14 protein-coding genes are annotated in these 19150 nt (G+C 44.6%); 5 read left to right on the forward strand and 9 right to left on the reverse strand.

What is annotated here, in order from left to right:
• Positions 1-76: 76 nt before the first annotated feature.
• The 9 genes from ACOIT5_RS20280 to ACOIT5_RS20320 form a co-directional block, all read right to left on the reverse strand.
• Positions 77-2134 carry a beta-L-arabinofuranosidase domain-containing protein gene (locus tag ACOIT5_RS20280; RefSeq protein WP_423127989.1) on the reverse strand — a complete coding sequence of 686 codons (2058 nt, stop codon included), beginning with the start codon at positions 2132-2134 and terminating at the stop codon, positions 77-79.
• Between the two features lie 38 nt (positions 2135-2172).
• Positions 2173-3153, reverse strand: a complete 981-nt coding sequence (locus ACOIT5_RS20285) for a FecR family protein (RefSeq protein WP_423127990.1) — start codon at positions 3151-3153, stop codon at positions 2173-2175.
• Positions 3154-3244: 91 nt separating this feature from the next.
• Entirely contained in the window at positions 3245-3832 is a 588-nt protein-coding gene (locus ACOIT5_RS20290) for an RNA polymerase sigma factor (protein ID WP_423127991.1), read from the reverse strand.
• 35 nt (positions 3833-3867) lie between these two features.
• The gene (locus tag ACOIT5_RS20295; RefSeq protein WP_423127992.1) at positions 3868-5445 is read right to left on the reverse strand and encodes a family 43 glycosylhydrolase; all 1578 of its coding nucleotides are present in this window, start codon (positions 5443-5445) and stop codon (positions 3868-3870) included.
• Between the two features lie 364 nt (positions 5446-5809).
• Entirely contained in the window at positions 5810-7711 is a 1902-nt protein-coding gene (locus ACOIT5_RS20300) for a RagB/SusD family nutrient uptake outer membrane protein (protein ID WP_423127993.1), read from the reverse strand.
• Between the two features lie 19 nt (positions 7712-7730).
• Positions 7731-9146 (reverse strand): SusC/RagA family TonB-linked outer membrane protein, encoded by a 1416-nt coding sequence (locus ACOIT5_RS20305; protein WP_423127994.1) that lies wholly within the window; start codon positions 9144-9146, stop codon positions 7731-7733.
• On the reverse strand, positions 9128-11293 hold the full coding sequence (locus ACOIT5_RS20310) for a SusC/RagA family TonB-linked outer membrane protein (protein WP_423127995.1): 2166 nt from the start codon (positions 11291-11293) through the stop codon (positions 9128-9130). Before ACOIT5_RS20310 ends, ACOIT5_RS20305 begins: the two co-directional genes overlap by 19 nt.
• A 92-nt stretch (positions 11294-11385) precedes the next feature.
• Positions 11386-12525 carry a FecR family protein gene (locus ACOIT5_RS20315; RefSeq protein ID WP_423127996.1) on the reverse strand — a complete coding sequence of 380 codons (1140 nt, stop codon included), beginning with the start codon at positions 12523-12525 and terminating at the stop codon, positions 11386-11388.
• A gap of 118 nt (positions 12526-12643) precedes the next feature.
• Complete coding sequence (locus ACOIT5_RS20320) at positions 12644-13243, reverse strand: RNA polymerase sigma factor (protein ID WP_423127997.1); 600 nt, start codon at positions 13241-13243, stop codon at positions 12644-12646.
• Positions 13244-13560: 317 nt separating this feature from the next.
• Here ACOIT5_RS20320 and ACOIT5_RS20325 point away from each other — a divergent pair, with 317 nt between their 5' ends.
• From ACOIT5_RS20325 to ACOIT5_RS20345, 5 genes are all read left to right on the forward strand, one after another.
• Positions 13561-15372, forward strand: coding sequence for a glycoside hydrolase family 2 protein (locus ACOIT5_RS20325; RefSeq protein WP_423127999.1), 1812 nt, complete (start codon positions 13561-13563; stop codon positions 15370-15372).
• A 348-nt stretch (positions 15373-15720) separates the two neighbouring features.
• A complete protein-coding gene (locus tag ACOIT5_RS20330) occupies positions 15721-17280 on the forward strand; it encodes a sigma-54 interaction domain-containing protein (RefSeq protein WP_423128001.1) in 1560 nt (519 codons plus the stop codon).
• A 293-nt stretch (positions 17281-17573) separates the two neighbouring features.
• Positions 17574-18398, forward strand: coding sequence for a nitrogenase iron protein (gene nifH, locus ACOIT5_RS20335; RefSeq protein ID WP_423128003.1), 825 nt, complete (start codon positions 17574-17576; stop codon positions 18396-18398).
• Positions 18399-18417: 19 nt separating this feature from the next.
• Positions 18418-18744: a P-II family nitrogen regulator gene (locus tag ACOIT5_RS20340; protein WP_423128004.1), complete on the forward strand. Its 327-nt coding sequence runs from the start codon at positions 18418-18420 to the stop codon at positions 18742-18744.
• Between the two features lie 19 nt (positions 18745-18763).
• Complete coding sequence (locus tag ACOIT5_RS20345; RefSeq protein WP_423128005.1) at positions 18764-19141, forward strand: P-II family nitrogen regulator; 378 nt, start codon at positions 18764-18766, stop codon at positions 19139-19141.
• The last annotated feature ends 9 nt before the right edge of the window (positions 19142-19150 follow it).

The raw sequence follows: 19150 nt of genomic DNA on the forward strand, positions 1-19150 counted from the left end.
TTTTAAAATCCATATATTCCGGACGGACAGACACGGTATTCGAAATATACGGATTTGTATTTATGCTTCGTATCCGTTATTCCGTTAAAGCGGGAAAAGCCGAAACTCTTAACCGCGCTGCCCCCATCGGGATTAAAGTAATATTTTCAACCGGTTCGCTGGTTTTTACCGGATATGCCGGAAGAATATCGACCAGGCCGTACCGGTCAATCCCCCATGAAGGAATCCGGCGTCCTTTAGCCTGAAGCTCGATAGGCGTATTCCCGTGAGAAAAGGGATAATGATCGGAAGGCCAGGGTTTTCGGACAATTTTCAATGAAGCTGAAAGATTGTTTTTATCCAGGATCAGTCCGTAATTCCACGGACTTTTCGGGTCGATGGTGTAAGCCGGCCATTTCTCCGGGTCGGCATCTGCCTGCCATTTGGAATCGCCGATTGCCGACTGAGTACTGCTGATCTTCGTATACTCTTCATCTATCTTCAGGGAAAAGGTCAGCGGCCCGTAATCAACCGAAACACTGTTCTGGTTGACCTGCCAGGTACGCGACGACAGTTTCATCGGCAAATTCAGGACTAAGCGGTCGCCGTCGGCCCACTCACGTTCGAGCCGGATATAAGCGCCCGGGCTTGCTTTTATTTTCAGATTCTTGCCGTTCAGTGTAACCGAAGCATTGTTACACCATCCGGGAACGCGCAGGTAAAGCGGGAACGACACCTTTTTTTGTGCCTGAAGGGTGAAGCGCACCTGTTCTTCAAACGGATAGCGGGTTTCCTCCACTAATGTTACTTCGGTCCCGTCTCCTACTTTCGCCGTTGTTTTGCACGAGTTGTACATGGTTGCTGCCAAACCATTGTCGTTACTGGCCATCACCAGGTTTTGCAGATAATAAGGAAGCGCATGTCCGTGGTTATGCTGGCAGCAACGGCTGCTAAAGGGGTTCATGGTGAGGAACGGGCCGCTGTTATCAATTCCCGGATGATGATTTTCGGCATCGGCAGTCACTCCGTTCGGGCAAGTGATGTAGCGTAATGCTTTCATATCAGGCGTAAAAGCAGCCGTGAAACTATTGAAGAGGACATCCTCGCAATGATCGGCCCAGAGCGGGTCGCCGGTAAGTCGTGTCATGATCCCGTTGGAAGTCATTTGTTCGGCAAAACCGCAGGTTTCTGTTCCCTGACGCGGATCGATATAGCCCAAGCGGGAATTTTCGTCGGAGCCGAACATACCGCCCGGCACTTGTCCGAAGGTTCGACGGATCAGATCATGAACATGGTAGGTTGCCTCCAGGTGGGACGAATCGCCCGATTGTAAAAACCAGGTAGCCGGTTCGCGAAAACATTGTGCAATATTTACATTGTGCCAGTTGGGTAAGGTTGATTTCCGGGTCCAGTCGGCGGTATTCCGGTGGATCTTTTCGGCCAGTTCCAGCAAAAAGGGTTCTCCGGTGTGGTTATAGAACCAGTAAACGCTGTAGAGGTTGTCTCCTCCCCGGCTGTTTTCCCAATAACTCGACAAAAATTCATTATCCGGAACAGTCATTTCGAATTGAAAATACCGGGTCATAAAATCAATCACCCGCTGGTCTCCGGCGTATTCATAATAATTTTGCAGGGTGAAAAGCGCAATCATGTTCGACCAGTAATCGAGATTACCATTTCCCGAACGGACTTCGGGGCCAAACCAGCCATTTTCTTTTTGACTGTTCAGAATGGCCTCAATCCAGACCATCGCTTCCTTTTTCATTTTCTCATCGTTAAAAATGAAAGCCATATCGGCATAACCGCGCAACCAGTAAGGAACTTCTTCCCAACCGTGGTCTCCCCCTTCCGACAGCCAGGCATTGTTGTCTTTTTCGAGCCAGGCGCTGATTTCGCCCAGGTGACCGCACAAACCGTCTTTTTGCAATTCCATCAATTTCAGGATCCAACCTTCAGGCTGAATGCTTCCTAGAGGAAGTTTAATAAAATGGGCCGGCTGCAAAGGGGCCCGGTTACTTAAATAAAAATCGTTTTGCTGTTTTAACTCGGGACGGGAAACAACGGTTGTTCCACGATCTTTCTTTCCGGCATCACCAGCCGAATAGCTAATCAGCGCCGTTAATAATACAGTCAGGTACAGGCTGGTTCGTTTCATTTTTTAGTTTTAAGAGACAATTACAATATCTGTTGCATTTAAAATATCCGGGAGCAAATTATACCGGCGAGTCTTTTTTTGTCCGGTATTATGCTGCTGAAACCGGGAACAGCCTGATGGATTACATCCGGATCCCGGTGACTTTCCTGATTATTCAATGACTCGCTTCTAAAGAAAAACCGATCATCTTTCCACGAGATTAACGGACGCAGATCGGTATTCGGACTGATTACCAGCCTCGGTTGCCCGGTCTTGATCTCAAATCCGGCGTCCTGCCGATAAAAGGTCGCCTTATACCTGGGACCTAAACAAACGTCGCTCGTAATCAATTCCGTTCGGTGAGCCAACACGGCTTTTCCTTCAATCAGGGTCGCTTCGATGGTGGGATCTTCTTCATAAGCTTTCACATTGAACTCGGTGCCGATTGCTTTCACCTGAAATCCAAAAGCATCAACCACAAAAGGAAGAAGCTTATTCTTGGTGACCTGGAAATAAGCTTCGCCTTCCAGGCTCAAATTCCGGTCATTTTTATTGAAGTTGGTTGAATACCTCAGTTTGCTGCCGGCATTTAACCAGACAACGGAATTATCGGGCAGGATTACCCTGGATTTAGCTCCAAGCGGCGCAACTACCTCGCAGAATGATTCGACCTCCTCCTCATTTAACGGATCACTCAGGAAGAAAACAGCGGTTCCTCCCAATAAAAAAGAGAAAATAATAATTGCCGCAACACGTATCCTGTTCAGTTCAACGATCAGCCTCCGAACCTTACGCTGCCGTTTATCCAGGCTGATCTGTTGTTCCAGTTTCTGAAAAAGCTGCTCACTGTTGAACACGACCGAAGACGACGCCGATTCCTGCTCCAGCCTGCCCGACATTTCGTCCCTGAGGATACGCGACAGGTCTTCTTCCTGAAAATATACCTGAAGCTCGTATAATTCGGTTAACGAACATTCTCCTGCCTGAAATTTCTCAAGCAAGTCGTCAAATTTTGATACAATATTTTGTCTGTTTTTCATTTCACTTTAAATACAATTAATGTCAGCCCTACTACTCATTCGGTTACGTAAAAATTCAGAGACCGGATTGTTCCGGCGTGTTGCATTCATCTTATAAAAAAGCGCTGAGGAAAAACAAAATATACAGGTATTCATTTTTCATCTGTTCTTTCAGAAATTTATTCGCCCGGTAGATCTGATTTTCAACGGTACGAATCGACAACTCCAGCTTGTCCGAGATTTCCGAATTCGAAAGTCCATCCATCCGGCTCATTTGAAATATGTTGCGTTGCTGTTCCGGAAGTTTTTGAAGAATGCCCCGGATCTTTTCTTCCAGTTCCTGATAATGTAACCGGGCTTCGGGGCTTTCGTCAAACGACTGAACTGACTGGCTCAGATAAGCTTCATATTTTTTCCGGACAACCTGATGTTTAAGGTGATTGAATACTTTATTCACGGTCATGCGGTAAATAAAACTTTTAAATGATTTTTCCTCGTCAATATCTTTCCTGATTTCCCAAATCCGAAGAAATACATCCTGGACAATTTCTTCTGCTTCGTACTGATCTTTCAGGTACGAAAAAGTAAAATGCAAAAGATTTTGACTGTATGCAGCAAACACCAGTTGAAACGCGTTCATATCACCTCCTTTCAACCTTTTAAGCAATTGCCTGTCTATATTTTCAGGTGCCGTCGTCAACCAATCGTTATTGTTAGTTCGTTAAACACAAATATTCAATTTTCGTTCCTCTCAGAAACCGGTTGTCTGTTGGTCAGGCGAACCTGCCGGATATTGACAAACTCGTTTGCTTCGCCTTTGGCGGCCAGTCCCCACCTGAAGCCCATGCCCCAGGGAACGTAAGCTGAAGCATCAATCGAATCGGCAATTATTTCCCAGTTCTGTCCGTTAAACACCGAAAACTGCAACAAATCGCCATTTCTAATTTCCATTTTTAATTCAATCAGGTCGCCGTATGTTGTCGAGGGGACTGCTTCGTAAATATTCGTCTCATTTGCGCAGGTCCTCCAAACTTCGATTAAATCCTGCCCGGCAGAAATTCCAATCCCGGCAACCGGCGCACCAAAACCATTATTGGTTGCACCAATCAGCACAATCCCGCCGTTCACCTTGTGTCCGGTCAGGTTCAAATCAATGGTTGCCGTTATTTCAAAATTTTTCGACCTTACCGGTTGCCCCAACAGGCTTCCCAACAAATCATTTTCCACAGATGCCGCCAGCATCAATCCGTTTTCGCCGGTTGCATAACTGAGTTGTTGTGTTGCCCGCCATTGCCAAACCGGGGCTAATGCCCGCGTAAAGTCGTCCACATAATCAATTTTACTTTTTTGGATGTTAATCAGGTTCGACGGTTCAAAGCGTGGCCAACCATCGTCGGTCCAATGGATTTTCTCCAACAGTCCTTCGCGCCCGACATAATCGCCTCCATCGGTTTTATAAGCATGAAAAAGCAAATAATAATCCTTGTTCTTTTTCACCACATTCCCTGTCCCCGGGCATTTCCAGTCATCATTGTCTCTCAGCACCGGATTTGCGTCGTACTTTTCCCATGGCCCAAGCAAATTTTTAGCCCGGGCCACCCCTATTTTATAATTACATGCCCGGTCGCAACAATTACCTGCCGAATACAGGAGATAGAAATAATCATCTTTCCTGAAAACCGACGGACCTTCAACAATGTGTTCTTCCCACTCCTGATCATTCCGGATAAGCTCATGTTTGGGGCCAATCAGGGTAGTCCGGTCTTCGCTTATAGCCTGGGCACAAATAACAGCCGGCCGTCCCCGAAAATAAATTTCTTTCCAAATCAGGTACAAATTGCCGTTTTCGTCCCGCACTTCGAACGGATCAATGGTTTCTTCGACATCAAATTTCAATGGCCCCTGGTCGTAAAACGGTCCTTCCGGGCTATCGGCGCTGGCTACAGCAATGGTAACTTTATTTGTACGCTTCACCCGTCCGGTATAATACACATATAATTTTTGTTGCTTTTCGTCATAACTTAATTCAGGCGCCCAAAAGTTATTCTGGGCCCAATCAGGCGCTCCGCCGGGAAATACATACGAAATCAATTCCCAATGAAGCAAATCGTTTGATTTGTAGATGGGGAACAAGGGCGACCATTCGTTGCTGGTCGTCGACGCGTAATAACTGTCACCTATTTTTATGACCGAAGGATTTGGGTTATCTCCCGGTAATACCGGGTTTGATATCACCTTTGTTTTATCAGGCAGACAGCTAAACAGCAGGGCCATTCCAATAAACAACCATAAAATCCTCACCCCTGTTCTCATAATCAAAACCATTAAGAAATGTTCTCAGAAAGAAACCAATGCGCTCCCTGATCATTCCGTTATACGCATTGGAATCTAAACTAATCAAAATTGTATAAACCGCTTCATCCGAAGCATTAATCTTTTAACAGAAGATTGGTCGTCTCTGTAATTCAGCCACAATTTTCGTCCTTTTGTTCACTAATACAACTCTGCCCTAAAAATTACTCACCCCCGGGATCGATTTTTACTTCGGATACCTCTTTGGTCATAATATAACAAAAGGGCAGATCTGCTTGCTGCGATCTACCCTTTTTTGCTGTTTAATCAGCGTTGCAGGTAATTTTGAATCGTTGGTTTAGGCTAATTCAATCGATTTAAATCATTACCAGCCGGGGTTTTGAACTAAGGTCGGGCTTCGTTTAATTTCATCATCCATAATTGGAAACAGGTAGTGCCTTGGGGTCAGAAATACCCTGTCTTCAATAAAGAAACGCTGCATTTTATATCGCTTGTCACCAATTATAATTTTGCCATCCGGATCCTCAACCGGTTTCATTCCATTAATCATCCGCTGGCATTTTGGATAAGGCCAATAGTTTACCGAACGCATATCATTTGTGGCGCCGGCAGCTTGCCATGCTTGTTCTTTTGCCAACTCTGTCGTACTACTTGGTTCGAGATACAAGCGACACAACCAAATCCGGTTATTCTCATAAAATAACTCAACCCGGCGTTCGCGTTGAATATACTCTTTCATTAATTCTTTATTCGTTTTTACAGCAGGTGGCATAGATGCCATAAAAGAACGCGCTCTAACGGTATTAATCAGGTCATAGATTTCCTGGGTTGGTCCGGTGGTCTCATTGACTGCTTCACAATAGATGTAGATAAACTCAGGCAATCTCCAGATTGGCGGACCATTGATATCAAACGATTTATCACGGTTCCATGATTCGCGAATGATTTTTCGCAGGAAGTAGCCGGTTGTTGTGGAATTAGATGCTCCGATCCGATCAGAACCTTCAGCTGTATTAATGATATTTCCTTTAAAAGTTGCCCCGTGATAAGTAATATCCCGGTAAAAACGGGGATCTCTTTGGATGCCTTCGTAAGGATTTTCATCGTCGTAACCGTCTGTCTCTGCATTTGCACTGTAAATCGGATAACCGTATCCGTCAGGAGAAATATATTCATACTCATCAACTTGCTCCTGTACAGGCATTTGCCGGGAACTTCCACCCCAACTCGGAGGATATACATCGCCCTGCCAAGCCTGGTTTTTATCCCGGGTTACAAAGAACACAGCTTCCTGCATATAAGCATCCATATCAAAATACAGGTTCCACAGGCGCGTGTAAACTTTCGAGTTATTTTTATTGTTCCCGGCATCGTCTCTGAAATCGGTCTCATCATGATCGGTGTATAAGTTATACCGGGTTTGTCCTTCAACACTAAAATCAAGAACTGCTTTTGCCGCCAGTTTAGCTTTCTCCCAACGAGTTTGATCATAGGTATATTCATTTGGGAAAGACCGGGTATCATTCGGAAAATTACCGCCATTCCACATCGGGGTAGCAGCCATCCAACGAATCATAGCCTTTAATCCAAGACAGGCGCCTTTATCAACACGCCCAAAATCTGATCCTCCCCACTTTCCGGGAACACGGGCATAGGCAGAATCACAATCCTGGCTTATCTTTTCAACAATTGTGTGAAATGATTCCCTGGTGAAATTCATTGAGCCCTGAGGATCTATTGTTTGATTGACATAAACAATCTCACCATACATTCTTGCCGCCAGAAAATGAAGATACGCCCGCATAAAATAAGTTTCACCAATCCGCTTTTCCAGATCGCCGGGTTCCAGCGGATTATCAGGGGTATTATACTTCTTTATTCCTTCAAGGATAACATTTGACTTCCGGATTTTTGCATACAGATCCCACCAATATTGGCCGGTGCTACTCCGATCGGGCATTCCCATAGAACTCCAGTCGCCTGTATTGAACTTATTCGTCAGGCTTCCTTCGGCAGTCGACCCCTCACATTCGTCAGTTACCGGTGCGCTGTTAAAGTGGTTGAAAAACACCAAAGGTCTGTTGGCGCTTTTAATGTTTGCATACAAATCGGTAACCAGCTGGTTGGTCTTATTATATCGTGTAAAAACCTGTTCTTCATCCAGCTGATCATCCGGTTTTCGATCGAGAAAATCATCTTCACATGCCTGGAACAAGAAAGACAGGAATAGCAATGCCAGTACGAATGATATATATTTTATTTTCATGATTATTCAATTTTAATGGTTAAAACGTAATATCAATCCCGAAATTAATTACCTTCTGAATCGGATACCAGTCACCCGACCCTTCACGGGTTTCGGGATCAATGTCCACATCGTCCAGTCCATCCCATGTAAACAGGTTAAGCCCTTGAGCATACAACCGGACCTGGTCAAAGCCGGCAAAGCGGATTTTACTTTTAGGCAGGTTGTACCCGATTTCGATTGTTTTCAGTCGCAAATAGGAGGCATCGTAGAGGAACAGGCTGCTGTTTGAATTTTTGTTGTTACTGTGATCGCCAAAATGCAGGGCAGGATACGAAGCTGTTTCGGCAGTTTCCTGTGTCCAACGGTTTAGGTGCATAGGTTTAACTTTTCCGTATTTATCATGAGAAAACAATGGAAAATCCCAGACAGCGGCTCCTGAAAGCAGTACAGAAGCATTGGTTGCTCCCTGAAACATCACGCTAAAATCAAATCCTTTATACTGAAAGCCCATGGGGATGCCAAACATGATCTCGGGTGTACGCGGGTTTCCCATTGAAGTCCGGTCGCCCAGATCGTCAATTTTGCCGTCTCCATTCAGGTCTTTATACACCACATCACCCGGGATCAGTCTGCCCCAGGTTTGGAAACCTGCTCCCTCGTTCATATCATTAAGCAAATTGGCTTCGGTTTCGTCTTTCACAAAATGATCAAATACATAGACGAAATGCTCATTAATCCGTTTTCCGGTCTGAGCCCTCCAGGCATAATCCCGGGGAATCTCATTCATGAATTTGATTTTGTTCCGGGCATAGGTAAAGTTTGGCTTAACGTAATAATGAAAGTTCTGTCCGATCTTTCCGTTCCATCCAATTTCAAAATCAATTCCCCTGTTATTAACGATTCCCGAATTAACGTATGGCGCACTTTTACCCACAATATTCGGAAAACCTAACTTATCTCCTCCTCCCAAATCGGTTATGATATCGTAGCGGTGTTCGTAAAATACATCTGCAACTACGGACAAACGCTTTCTAAACAAAATAGCATCAAAACCAACGTTTAGTTTTTCAGCTTTTTCCCAACTCAGGTTCGGATTGGCCAGATCACCTTCAGCCGTTCCACCACCTGCACTGCTGTTAAAATTATCAGTCCCGAAATAATAATCGCTGCCTCCGCCAAAATATTGCAAATAAATGAAACGTTTACTGTTAGGCACTTTATCGCTACCCACCAGCCCGTACGATCCCCTGATTTTCAAGTTATCGAGCCAGTACCCGGCAGAGGTCATAAATTCTTCGTTCGAGATAACCCAACCTGCCGACACTGCCGGAAAAAGTCCATAGCGGCGTCCCGGAGCAAAATTTTCGGAACCGTTATAGCCGGCATTTACTTCCAACAGGTACCGGTCGCTATAGTTATAGGTAATTCGTCCGGTTAATCTCCTTGGTAGCAATACGCAACGGCATTGTCGACATCTCTTTTCGACCGGTTCCCCAATACCAATCCGCCAACATCATGTCTTCCAAATTTACGGGCGTACTCCAGTTTTACCTGGTAGTAAGTTCTCCCGACTGTTGAATTACGGGTGATACTATTTCCTATGGTCTGGTCAATATTGTACTTATTCCCTGTTTTATAGGCTCCGGTATAATATCCCGGAGTCCTGTAAACATCGCTCCCGTCGAGCGGGACAAAAGTGGCATAACCCGGATATTCCCTGTAGCCTTCGGAATAGGTATCAACTCTCCTGTTTATCCACCGGCCTTCCGAGGCATCGTAAGAAAATACACCTTCAACTTTCAGACCCCTGGTAATGAAATCAAGTTTATGTCCTAATGAAAATGATCCGTCCAGGTACGAATTTTTTTCATTTAAAAAACCGGTACGGCTCAATTCGCCCAAGATATTAAACCGATAGATCTGGTCGCCAAAAAGCATCCCGGAAGGATTATTGGCGATATAGGTTTTATTTGCCGGATGATCGTTGGGCTCAACAACAATCGGCAGATACGAAGGCTGGGTATTAGCAAATTCAACGATGCGGGCCGCAGTGGTTCCCGGCGCATTGCGGTCTGTAATACGGGCCCCGATGTCTAAACGCGCATAAAAATTATCTGTAATATCAATATCAATATTGGAGCGAAAGTTATAGCGTTTAAAGATGGCTTGTGTATCATATTGCCCAAGATTTGTATGTTTGTAGTTTCCGTCTTGTTGAAAATAGTTTGCCATCACGTAATAACGTGCCCGGTCGGATCCTCCGCGGATAGACAAACTGTAATCTGTTTGCACACCCGGTTTAAAGGCATAATCGAAATAATCCCAGTTATATCCCAGTCCATCCGAATTATCACCTTTTGCCCTTCTGAAATCGTCGATTGCAGACTGTGTAAACAAATTTAATGTTGACTCGTCAATCCCCTGGTTATCATTTCGGATCGCCTCATTGTATAACTCAGCATAATCGGCTGAACCTAAATAAGTAGGAAATTTTACCGGTTGATTTGTCCCGATTGAGGCTTTAAAATTAACCGATGCTTTCTCTTGAGATACACCACGCTTGGTGGTAATGATAATGACCCCGTTGGCGCCCCTGACGCCGTATGGTGCAGTTGCAGATGCATCTTTCAGAATGGTAAACGTTTCTATTTCTTCAGGAGCCAAATAGTTCATACTTCTTTCAACACCGTCCACGATCACAATCGGGGATTTATCGCCATAGGTACCAAAACCCCGTACATAGATATCACTCCGGTCGACTCCGGGTTCGCCTCCGCTAAATTGATTGACCAACAAGCCCGGCATACGTCCTGCAAGCGCATTGGTTAAGTTTGCAGTCGGGCTTTGTTTCAAGTCTTTCGTGGTTATTGTGGCAATCGATCCGGTAATAGTTGCTTTTCGCTGGGCCGTGTAACCAACAACAATTACCTCATCAACGCCAAAAGATTCAGCTTCCATCACAAGATTGAAAGTCAGCCTGTTCCCAATCTTAATTTCCTGCGTTCTCATGCCGATAAACGATATGATCAGGACACTTTCATTCGTCACACGATTCAAACTAAACTTTCCGTCAACGTCCGATATGGTCCCGTTTGTAGTTCCTTTAACAAAAACAGTAGCTCCGGGAACAGGATCTCCGTTTACATCTTTGACAATCCCGGCAATATTTTTTTCACCAGGTTGCAAAATAACATCCTTAGTATCGGAAGGGCTATCACTTACAGGGATTATAACAATCTGGCGATCAACGACCTGATATGTCAAATTTGTTCCTTCAAGCACTTGCGATAAAATTTTGTCAACTGTAAATTGATCAGCCGATACATTAATCTCCTGTTCAAGATTAACATGACTGTCCTTGTAAAAAATAATGAATTCGCTCTGTTTTTGAATTTCCTCAAAAACTTTTCTGATCGTCGCATTCTTTAAATGAAGCGACAATCTTGTGTTTTGAGAATAAGTTGAACCGGCAAATACCGTACTTATTCCCAAAAGGATAATTAATACTGTCGAATTCATAACTCTGATAAAATGTGTCCAATCATCCTTTCGATGGAAAAAATGAGCACAATTACTGCTTTTTTTCATAAATTTGTTCATCCTTTAATAAATTAATATTGCTTTTTGCGATGTTAATTATAAGCTTGCGGATGCGTCAACATCTGCAAGCTTTTTCATCTTGGTTCAGTTTGTCAATCTGTTATAATCATTATTTTACCATTTTCTTTTAAATAATTCAGTTGGGTTGTTCTTGCAATCGTTTTAATAACTTCTTCTGCTGAGCTTTTCAGGTCAAGGCTTCCTGAAAATTTTTCTTTCGCCAGTGCTCTGTTTTTAATACTGATTTCAATGTTATAATAGCGTGAAATCTTTTTCATAATATGCTCCAATTCATCGCTCCTGAACACATAATAACCATTTCTCCACGACAAATAATCATCCGGGTTAACAATCTTCATATTAAACAATTCACTTTTCTGATCATAAATAACCATATCTCCCGGATTCATATCCATCCGATCTTTTTTCGGTTTTGATTCCTGCTTGTAGCATAACTCAATCTTCCCTGTTTGTAATACCGTACTGGAGCGGCTGTCATCTGAATATGCACTCACATTAAAAACCGTACCTAATACATTGACATCAAAATATGAGGTTTTCACCACAAAAGGGATATCACTCACATGAGCAACATCAAAAATGGCTTCACCGTCAATAAAAACCTCCCTGTTGTTTGATGCAAACTTCGCAGGATAAACCAATTTTGACCCGGAATTTAACCAAACCTTTGTTCCCTCGGAAAGCGTAAGAAAAGCTCTTCTCCCATAAGGTACAAAAACGGAGTTGTAAATGGGCTTAACCGGCTCCAGTTTTTGCTCAACTCTCTGATCTCTACCAATTTCAATTTGTTCTCCTTTATTGTCGTACTTAATGGCTGATTCAATCTCCTGAATGTGTACTTCCGTTCCGTTATTTAACAAAAGGCGGGTTACAGAATCCGACGAGTCAACAGCTAATGAATTGGCATAACTTTCAATATCGGCAAATCGCAAATACCGGTGATAAATATTGATCCCCATCACTGCAACAAAAAGAACCGCAGCTACCGATGTCCATTTTAACATCAGTTTCCGTCTCCTGGCTCTGACCATAGACGCCCTGATCTGGTTTTTAAGAACAACCTGATCATTTGCCGGCATCTTATGCTTAGGTTGTTTTAGAAAAGCTAATATTTCTTTCGCAGACCGGATATCCTCCTGTGTTGCCTCGCCGTGAAAATTATTTTCCACATCACCATCCCTTGATAAAAAATCCTCAGCTTTTAGTTTCAATTTTTCTCCTTATTAGTCATTATTTAAATAGGTAAAGGCGGAGATATGAAATTTATAGACAAAATTTCGACGTTTTTTACAAAAAAAATCCAAACAACTTGATTTCAGCAACTAAGAGCTATTTATTTTCCCGAAACAACAGGTGTAAAAGGTCAATGAAAAGATGTTTTTTCTGAATGCTCTCACGAAGAACTTTTATTGCCCGATAAATAATTGTACGCGCAGAATCAACCGATACATCCAGTATGTCAGCGATTTCAGGATAAGCAAGGTCCTGCTCGAAGCGAAGAAACAAGGCTTCGCGTTGCCTGCCGGTTAAACCTTCAAATGCTTTTTGCAGCAGCCGATAATTTTCCAGTTCTATTTCATCACGAATGATTGAGTCTTCTATTGTCGGCTGTTTTAGTTCATTCTGATTTGCATAATTCTCATGATTCACGGGCAACCGACGAGATAACTCTTTGTAAATTTTTCGTCTAAGAGACCGGAACAGGTAATACTGAATAGAATCCGTGTCAGAGAGTTGATTCCGGTACTTAAACAAGTCCAAAAAAAGATCATGAATACAGTCTTTTATAAAATCAGAGTCAGCAGAAAACTGCATGCCAAACCGGTAAAGCGAATCAATATGCAGGTCATACAAGTTGCAAAAAGCTTTTTCATCTCCATTTTTAAAGCTTTTCCATAGAAAATAATCTTTATTCAGTTCTTTTTGCATACAGGAATTAACAAATTCGCTTTTTTCTTTATGATACCTGCTCTCAAAAATATAACCATTTTCCAGATCAATCAAGACATTTAAAAACTATTAACCGTATACTATTCTTCCGTTTCTGAAGATATCAACATAACGAATTTCATCAACACACCGAATAATTACCGTAAATATAATAACGAAATAAACAAACCGATCATATAAATCAATCATTCAATGCTGATCATTCATGAGTAGAACAGCAAATTAGCTTGTATATAAAAACGAAAGTTAATGACTGATAAAGTCGATATCTCTAATAAATGAAAAACTATTTTAACATGAAAAGATCAGTACTACTCATGACATTGGCGCTTCTGGCAACAACTGTTTTCTCGCAAGGCTGGCAACCGGCGGGCGAGAAAATCAAAACGATCTGGGCCGAAAAAATCGATGTCAACAACGTGCTTCCCGAGTATCCCCGCCCGTTGATGGAACGCGGTGACTGGGAAAACCTGAACGGACTGTGGGAATACGCCATCGCCAAAGCAGGTCAAACAGAACCTAGGGCTTTCGACGGCCAAATTCTGGTTCCGTTCGCCATTGAGTCCAGCCTCTCCGGGGTACAAAAAAGAGTTGGCGATGAAAATGAGCTCTGGTATAAACGGAGTTTTACCGTCCCTGCAAACTGGAAAAACAAGAATATCCTGTTGCACTTCGGCGCTGTCGACTGGCGATCGGACATTTGGGTAAACGATATTAAAGTAGGAAGCCACGAAGGCGGTTACACTCCCTTCTCTTTTGACATTACCCCTTTTCTGAAAAAATCGGGCGAACAAAAACTGGTGGTGAAAGTTTGGGACCCTTCCGAGCGGGGTTATCAGCCACGAGGCAAACAAACCAGTCAACCCGAGGGAATTTGGTACACACCGGTAACCGGAATCTGGCAAACCGTATGGCTCGAACCGGTAGCCGAGAAACATATTAAAACAATTCGCACCACTCCGGATATCGACAAAAACCGCCTGACCGTTGAAGTAAGTTCCTGCGGAACCAATTTCGCCGATATTTACGAAGTCGACGTTTTTGACGGAAATGTAAAATTGACCACCGTAAAAGCATCAGCAAATCAGAAAGTTGACATTTCGATTGCCGGCGCAAAGCTTTGGAGCCCGGAATCTCCTTTTCTCTATGATTTGAAAGTCAGACTGATCAGCAACGGAAAGGTTGTTGACCAGGTCGACAGCTATTTTGCCATGCGTAAAGTATCCACAAAGAGAGATGCCAACGGGATTGTCCGCTTGCAATTGAACAACAAAAACCTGTTCCAGTTTGGCCCGCTCGACCAGGGTTGGTGGCCCGACGGTTTGTACACCGCCCCCTCTGACGAAGCGCTGAAATACGATATTGTTAAAACCAAAGACTTCGGTTATAACATGATCCGCAAACACGTGAAAGTTGAACCCGCCCGTTGGTATACACATTGCGACCGCTTGGGGATTCTGGTATGGCAGGATATGCCAAACGGCGGACATTCTCCGCAATGGCAACCACGTCAATATTTTAACGGAAATGAACTCATCAGGAGCGCCGAGTCGGAAGCCAATTACCGGGCAGAATGGAAAGGGATAATGGATTACCTCTACTCCAATCCGTCGGTAGTTTGCTGGGTGCCGTTTAACGAAGCCTGGGGGCAATTTAAAACAGCCGAAATCGTGGAATGGACAAAAGCTTACGACCCAAGCCGCATCGTGAACCCGGCCAGCGGCGGTAATCACTACCCGGTTGGCGACATGCTCGATTTGCACCACTACCCGGGCCCCAGCATGTTTTTGTATGATGCGCAACGCGCCACCGTGCTGGGCGAATACGGCGGTATCGGACTGGCCCTTGAAAATCACCTTTGGGCAACCGACCGGAACTGGGGGTACGTTCAGTTCAAAAACTCAAAAGAAGTTACCGATGAATACGTCAAATACGGAGAAGAATTGCTGAAACTGATCAAAGCCGGTTTCTCGGCTGCCGTTTACACCCAAACGACCGATGTTGAAGGCGAAGTGAACGGACTGATGACCTACGACCGGAAAGTCATCAAGCTGGAAGAAGACCGGTTAAAAAAGATTAACCAGCAAATTTGCAACTCTTTAAAATAAAAACGCAACCGTTTTAATATCCAGCTTAATCTTTCTGCACAAGAAAAATTAAGCATCACCATAAAGACAACAGGCTTACAAAGTCTGTTGTTTTTTTTACCCGACTCGATTCAGCACATGCAGAGCGAAGATAGGCAGGTCATCAAAATGCCCGCAGAAAGTTCGTTTTGACAAGTTTTTTTGCATTTTATCACCCGGAAAAGAGAGAACACCCGGAGGACAGTAATTAAAAATGTGATTAATTCTTTGTTAAAATATCGTTTATATATTCTATTTATGGTTTAAAATACTATTTATTGATTGATATTTGCTACAAAATATAACTATTCATTGTCAAAACGACAAAACATGGAATTCAAATGCAAAAAAGCAGGCAATGAATGTTACGGGCTCAAAGAGCTCGTTTTGCTTTTTGATATCAGTCAAAGGTTAATTCAGTCCAAAGAGCTAAAGCATGATTTGTCGGGCATTTTGGAGATGGTGGTCAAATACCTGAATGCCGAGCGCGGATTTCTGACAATTTTTAACCGCGAGAGTGAAAGCATCATGATTGAGTCGGCTTACGGACTGAGCCCGGCACAACAGGCGCGCGGACGTTATAAACTGGGCGAAGGGATTACCGGAAGGGTGGTTGAAATGGCACGCCCGGTGGTCATCGACAAGATTTCAAAATCCAACTTGTTTCTCAACCGCACCGGCCTGGAACTCACTAAAAACGGACATGAACTAACCTATATCTGCATTCCCGTCATCGAAGAAGGTAAAGTTACAGGCACCTTAAGTGTCATCAGGGCATATAATCCATATATTTCGTACGATGAAGACAACCGGCTTTTGTCGATTATCGGATCGATGATTTCGCGCAGCGTTCGGTCTCGCCAGGAACGCATCGAAGAAATGGAAGTGTTGCGGCAAAAAAATATTCAGTTGCAGCAACAGCTTAAAGTGGATTTCAGGCCGGCCAATATCATTGGCAACTCGGGCAAAATGCGCGATGTATATTCACTGGTGAGCATGGTTTCCGAAACCAGTTCCACCGTGCTGATCCGGGGCGAAAGCGGGATCGGAAAGGAGCTGATTGCCGATGCCATCCACTTTTCAAGCCCGCGCGCCAAAAAGAACTTTATCAAAGTGAATTGTTCTGCACTGCCCGACACCTTAATAGAAAGTGAACTTTTCGGGCATGAAAGAGGAGCCTTCACCGGCGCCGAGTCACGCAGGAAAGGACGTTTTGAACTGGCCGACGGCGGGACCATCTTCCTTGACGAAATCGGCGACATCCCCCTATCCACGCAGGTGAAGCTGCTCCGGCTGATCCAGCAGCGCGAGTTTGAACGGCTTGGAGGTACCGAAACAATCAGGGTCGATGTCCGGATCGTGTGCGCCACCAACCGTAACCTCGAAGAAATGATCCAAAAGAATGAATTTCGCGAAGACTTATATTATCGCATCAACGTGTTCCCCATTTTTGTGCCACCTTTGCGCGACCGCAGAAACGACATTCCCGCGCTGGTTGACCATTTTATCGAAAAATTCAACAAACGGAACAATGCCAAAATCATCCGTATTACCACTTCGGCCCTGAATATGCTGATGATTTACCGCTGGCCGGGAAATATCCGCGAATTGGAAAACTGTATCGAACGGGCCTGCATCCTCAGCAAAGACAGGGTCATCCACAGCTACGACCTGCCGCCGTCGCTCCAAACAGCCGATTCAACCAACACCAAGGCGCCGGGCGGGCTGACCTACACCGTGGAACAGGTGGAAAAACAACTGATCCGTGAAGCGCTCACCAGTTCGAAAGGAAACATTGCCAAAGCTGCCGAAGAATTGAAAGTCACCGAACGTATGCTGGGTATCAGGTTAAAGAAATACAACATCGACGCCTGGCGGTTTAAAGTGTGACCATCCTACCAAAATGTAGGTTACGCCAATCTTAACTCCCTTCAAAGCCCTTTACTTACTGGATTTATGCCGTACAACATACTCTGTGCGGTTTTTTGTCATTTCCTACCAAAACGTAGGATTTTTTTTCGTGCCAAAACTCCTTTCGAAAAAAATACAATCTCTTAAACCACAGATACACAACGCTTAACACACAACTTGAACCCCGAAACCCGGAACTTGCAACTCTTCCTGGCACCATTGTCGTTTGGCAGTTGGAAAAGCAAGATGTTAACCCGTAAAAAATACAAAAGATGAGAAAGATTGCAATTTATGGTAAAGGTGGAATCGGAAAATCCACCACCACTCAAAACACCGTAGCCGGGCTGGTCGAAGCCGGTTACAATGTCAAAGTCGTTGGCTGTGACCCCAAGGCCGACTCCACCCGCTTGTTGCTCGGCGGCCTGGCCCAGAAAACGGTGCTGGATACGCTTCGCGAAGAAGGTGAGGATATCGACATCGACGATATTGTGAAAATTGGCTACGGCGGTGTCCGCTGCGTAGAGTCGGGAGGCCCCGAGCCCGGGGTTGGATGTGCCGGCCGCGGTATCATCACTTCCATCAACCTGCTCGAACAGTTGGGCGCCTGGGATGACAAATACAAAATCGACTACACGTTTTATGATGTATTGGGCGACGTGGTTTGCGGCGGTTTTGCCATGCCGATCCGCGAAGGCAAAGCCGAAGAAATTTACATCGTGGTTTCGGGGGAAATGATGGCCATGTACGCGGCAAACAACATTTGCAAAGGAATCAAAAAGTACGCACAGGCCGGCTCCGTCCGTTTGGGCGGGTTAATCTGCAACTCCCGGAAAGTGGACAACGAGCGGGAAATGATTGAAGAACTGGCCCGCCAGTTAGGTACAAAAATGATTCATTTTGTGCCCCGCGACAACATGGTGCAACGCGCCGAAATTAACCGCAAAACGGTTATTGATTATGATCCGGCCCACGTTCAGGCGAACGAATACCGCCAACTGGCCAAAGCCATCAGCGAAAACGACCAGTTCGTCGTTCCAAACCCGCTTCCAATGGAAGACCTGGAAACTTTGTTAATTGATTTCGGCATTGCCAACTAAAAAATAGGAGAACCAAACGATGTTAATGATCAGAGCTATTATTCGTCCTGAAAAATCAAGTAAAGTATTGAAAGCCTTGTTTGAAGCGGGCTATGTCGCGGTAACAAAAATCCCGGTTGTGGGGCGCGGGAAACAGCGCGGTATCAAAATCGGCGATGTTACTTACGACGAACTTCCGAAAGAAATGCTTCTCATGGTCATCAAAGATGAAGACAAAGACTTTGCGGTGACCACCATCATGGAGGCTGCCCGGACCGAGCCCAAAGGCGCCTACGGCGATGGAAAAATCTTTATCACACCGGTTGAAGAAGCTTACACCATCAGCCGCGGCACCAAAGAATTGTAACCCTAAAAAATCTTGTATCATGAAATTAATCATGGCCATTATACGCATCGACAAGATGAATGCCACCAAACGGGCCCTCTCCGATGTCGGGCTTCCTTCGATGACAGCCACGGGTAAAGTTTTCGGGCGCGGGAAAGGCCTTTGGGATGCCAAAGTGCTGGAAGGCGTCAAAAAAGACCTTCCCGAAGCTTTGGCCCACCTGGGGAAAGAACCGCGCCTGCGCCCGCAGCGCGTGGTAACCCTGGTGGTGACCGATGACAAGCTCGACATTGCTGTTGAGACCATTATTGAGGCGAACCAGACTCCGGAACCCGGCGACGGAAAAATCTTCGTCATCCCTTTGCACGAATCAGTAAAAATCAGGACCGGTGAAACAGGTGACATCACACTGGACTAAAAACTTACC

Origin of the sequence: Gaoshiqia hydrogeniformans (assembly GCF_049347105.1) — a bacterium.
Classification (GTDB): Bacteria; Bacteroidota; Bacteroidia; order Bacteroidales; family Prolixibacteraceae; genus Gaoshiqia; species Gaoshiqia hydrogeniformans.

What these genes read in the sequence shown, in the direction of transcription:
- ACOIT5_RS20330 (WP_423128001.1), top strand. Translation starts at nt 15,721, where the DNA reads ATGGAATTCAAATGCAAAAAAGCAGGCAATGAATGTTACGGGCTCAAA.
- ACOIT5_RS20300 (WP_423127993.1), bottom strand. Translation starts at nt 7,711, where the DNA reads ATGAAAATAAAATATATATCATTCGTACTGGCATTGCTATTCCTGTCT.
- ACOIT5_RS20345 (WP_423128005.1), top strand. Translation starts at nt 18,764, where the DNA reads ATGAAATTAATCATGGCCATTATACGCATCGACAAGATGAATGCCACC.
- ACOIT5_RS20340 (WP_423128004.1), top strand. Translation starts at nt 18,418, where the DNA reads ATGTTAATGATCAGAGCTATTATTCGTCCTGAAAAATCAAGTAAAGTA.
- ACOIT5_RS20295 (WP_423127992.1), bottom strand. Translation starts at nt 5,445, where the DNA reads ATGAGAACAGGGGTGAGGATTTTATGGTTGTTTATTGGAATGGCCCTG.
- ACOIT5_RS20320 (WP_423127997.1), bottom strand. Translation starts at nt 13,243, where the DNA reads ATGCAAAAAGAACTGAATAAAGATTATTTTCTATGGAAAAGCTTTAAA.
- ACOIT5_RS20325 (WP_423127999.1), top strand. Translation starts at nt 13,561, where the DNA reads ATGAAAAGATCAGTACTACTCATGACATTGGCGCTTCTGGCAACAACT.
- nifH (WP_423128003.1), top strand. Translation starts at nt 17,574, where the DNA reads ATGAGAAAGATTGCAATTTATGGTAAAGGTGGAATCGGAAAATCCACC.
- ACOIT5_RS20280 (WP_423127989.1), bottom strand. Translation starts at nt 2,134, where the DNA reads ATGAAACGAACCAGCCTGTACCTGACTGTATTATTAACGGCGCTGATT.
- ACOIT5_RS20310 (WP_423127995.1), bottom strand. Translation starts at nt 11,293, where the DNA reads ATGAACAAATTTATGAAAAAAAGCAGTAATTGTGCTCATTTTTTCCAT.
- ACOIT5_RS20285 (WP_423127990.1), bottom strand. Translation starts at nt 3,153, where the DNA reads ATGAAAAACAGACAAAATATTGTATCAAAATTTGACGACTTGCTTGAG.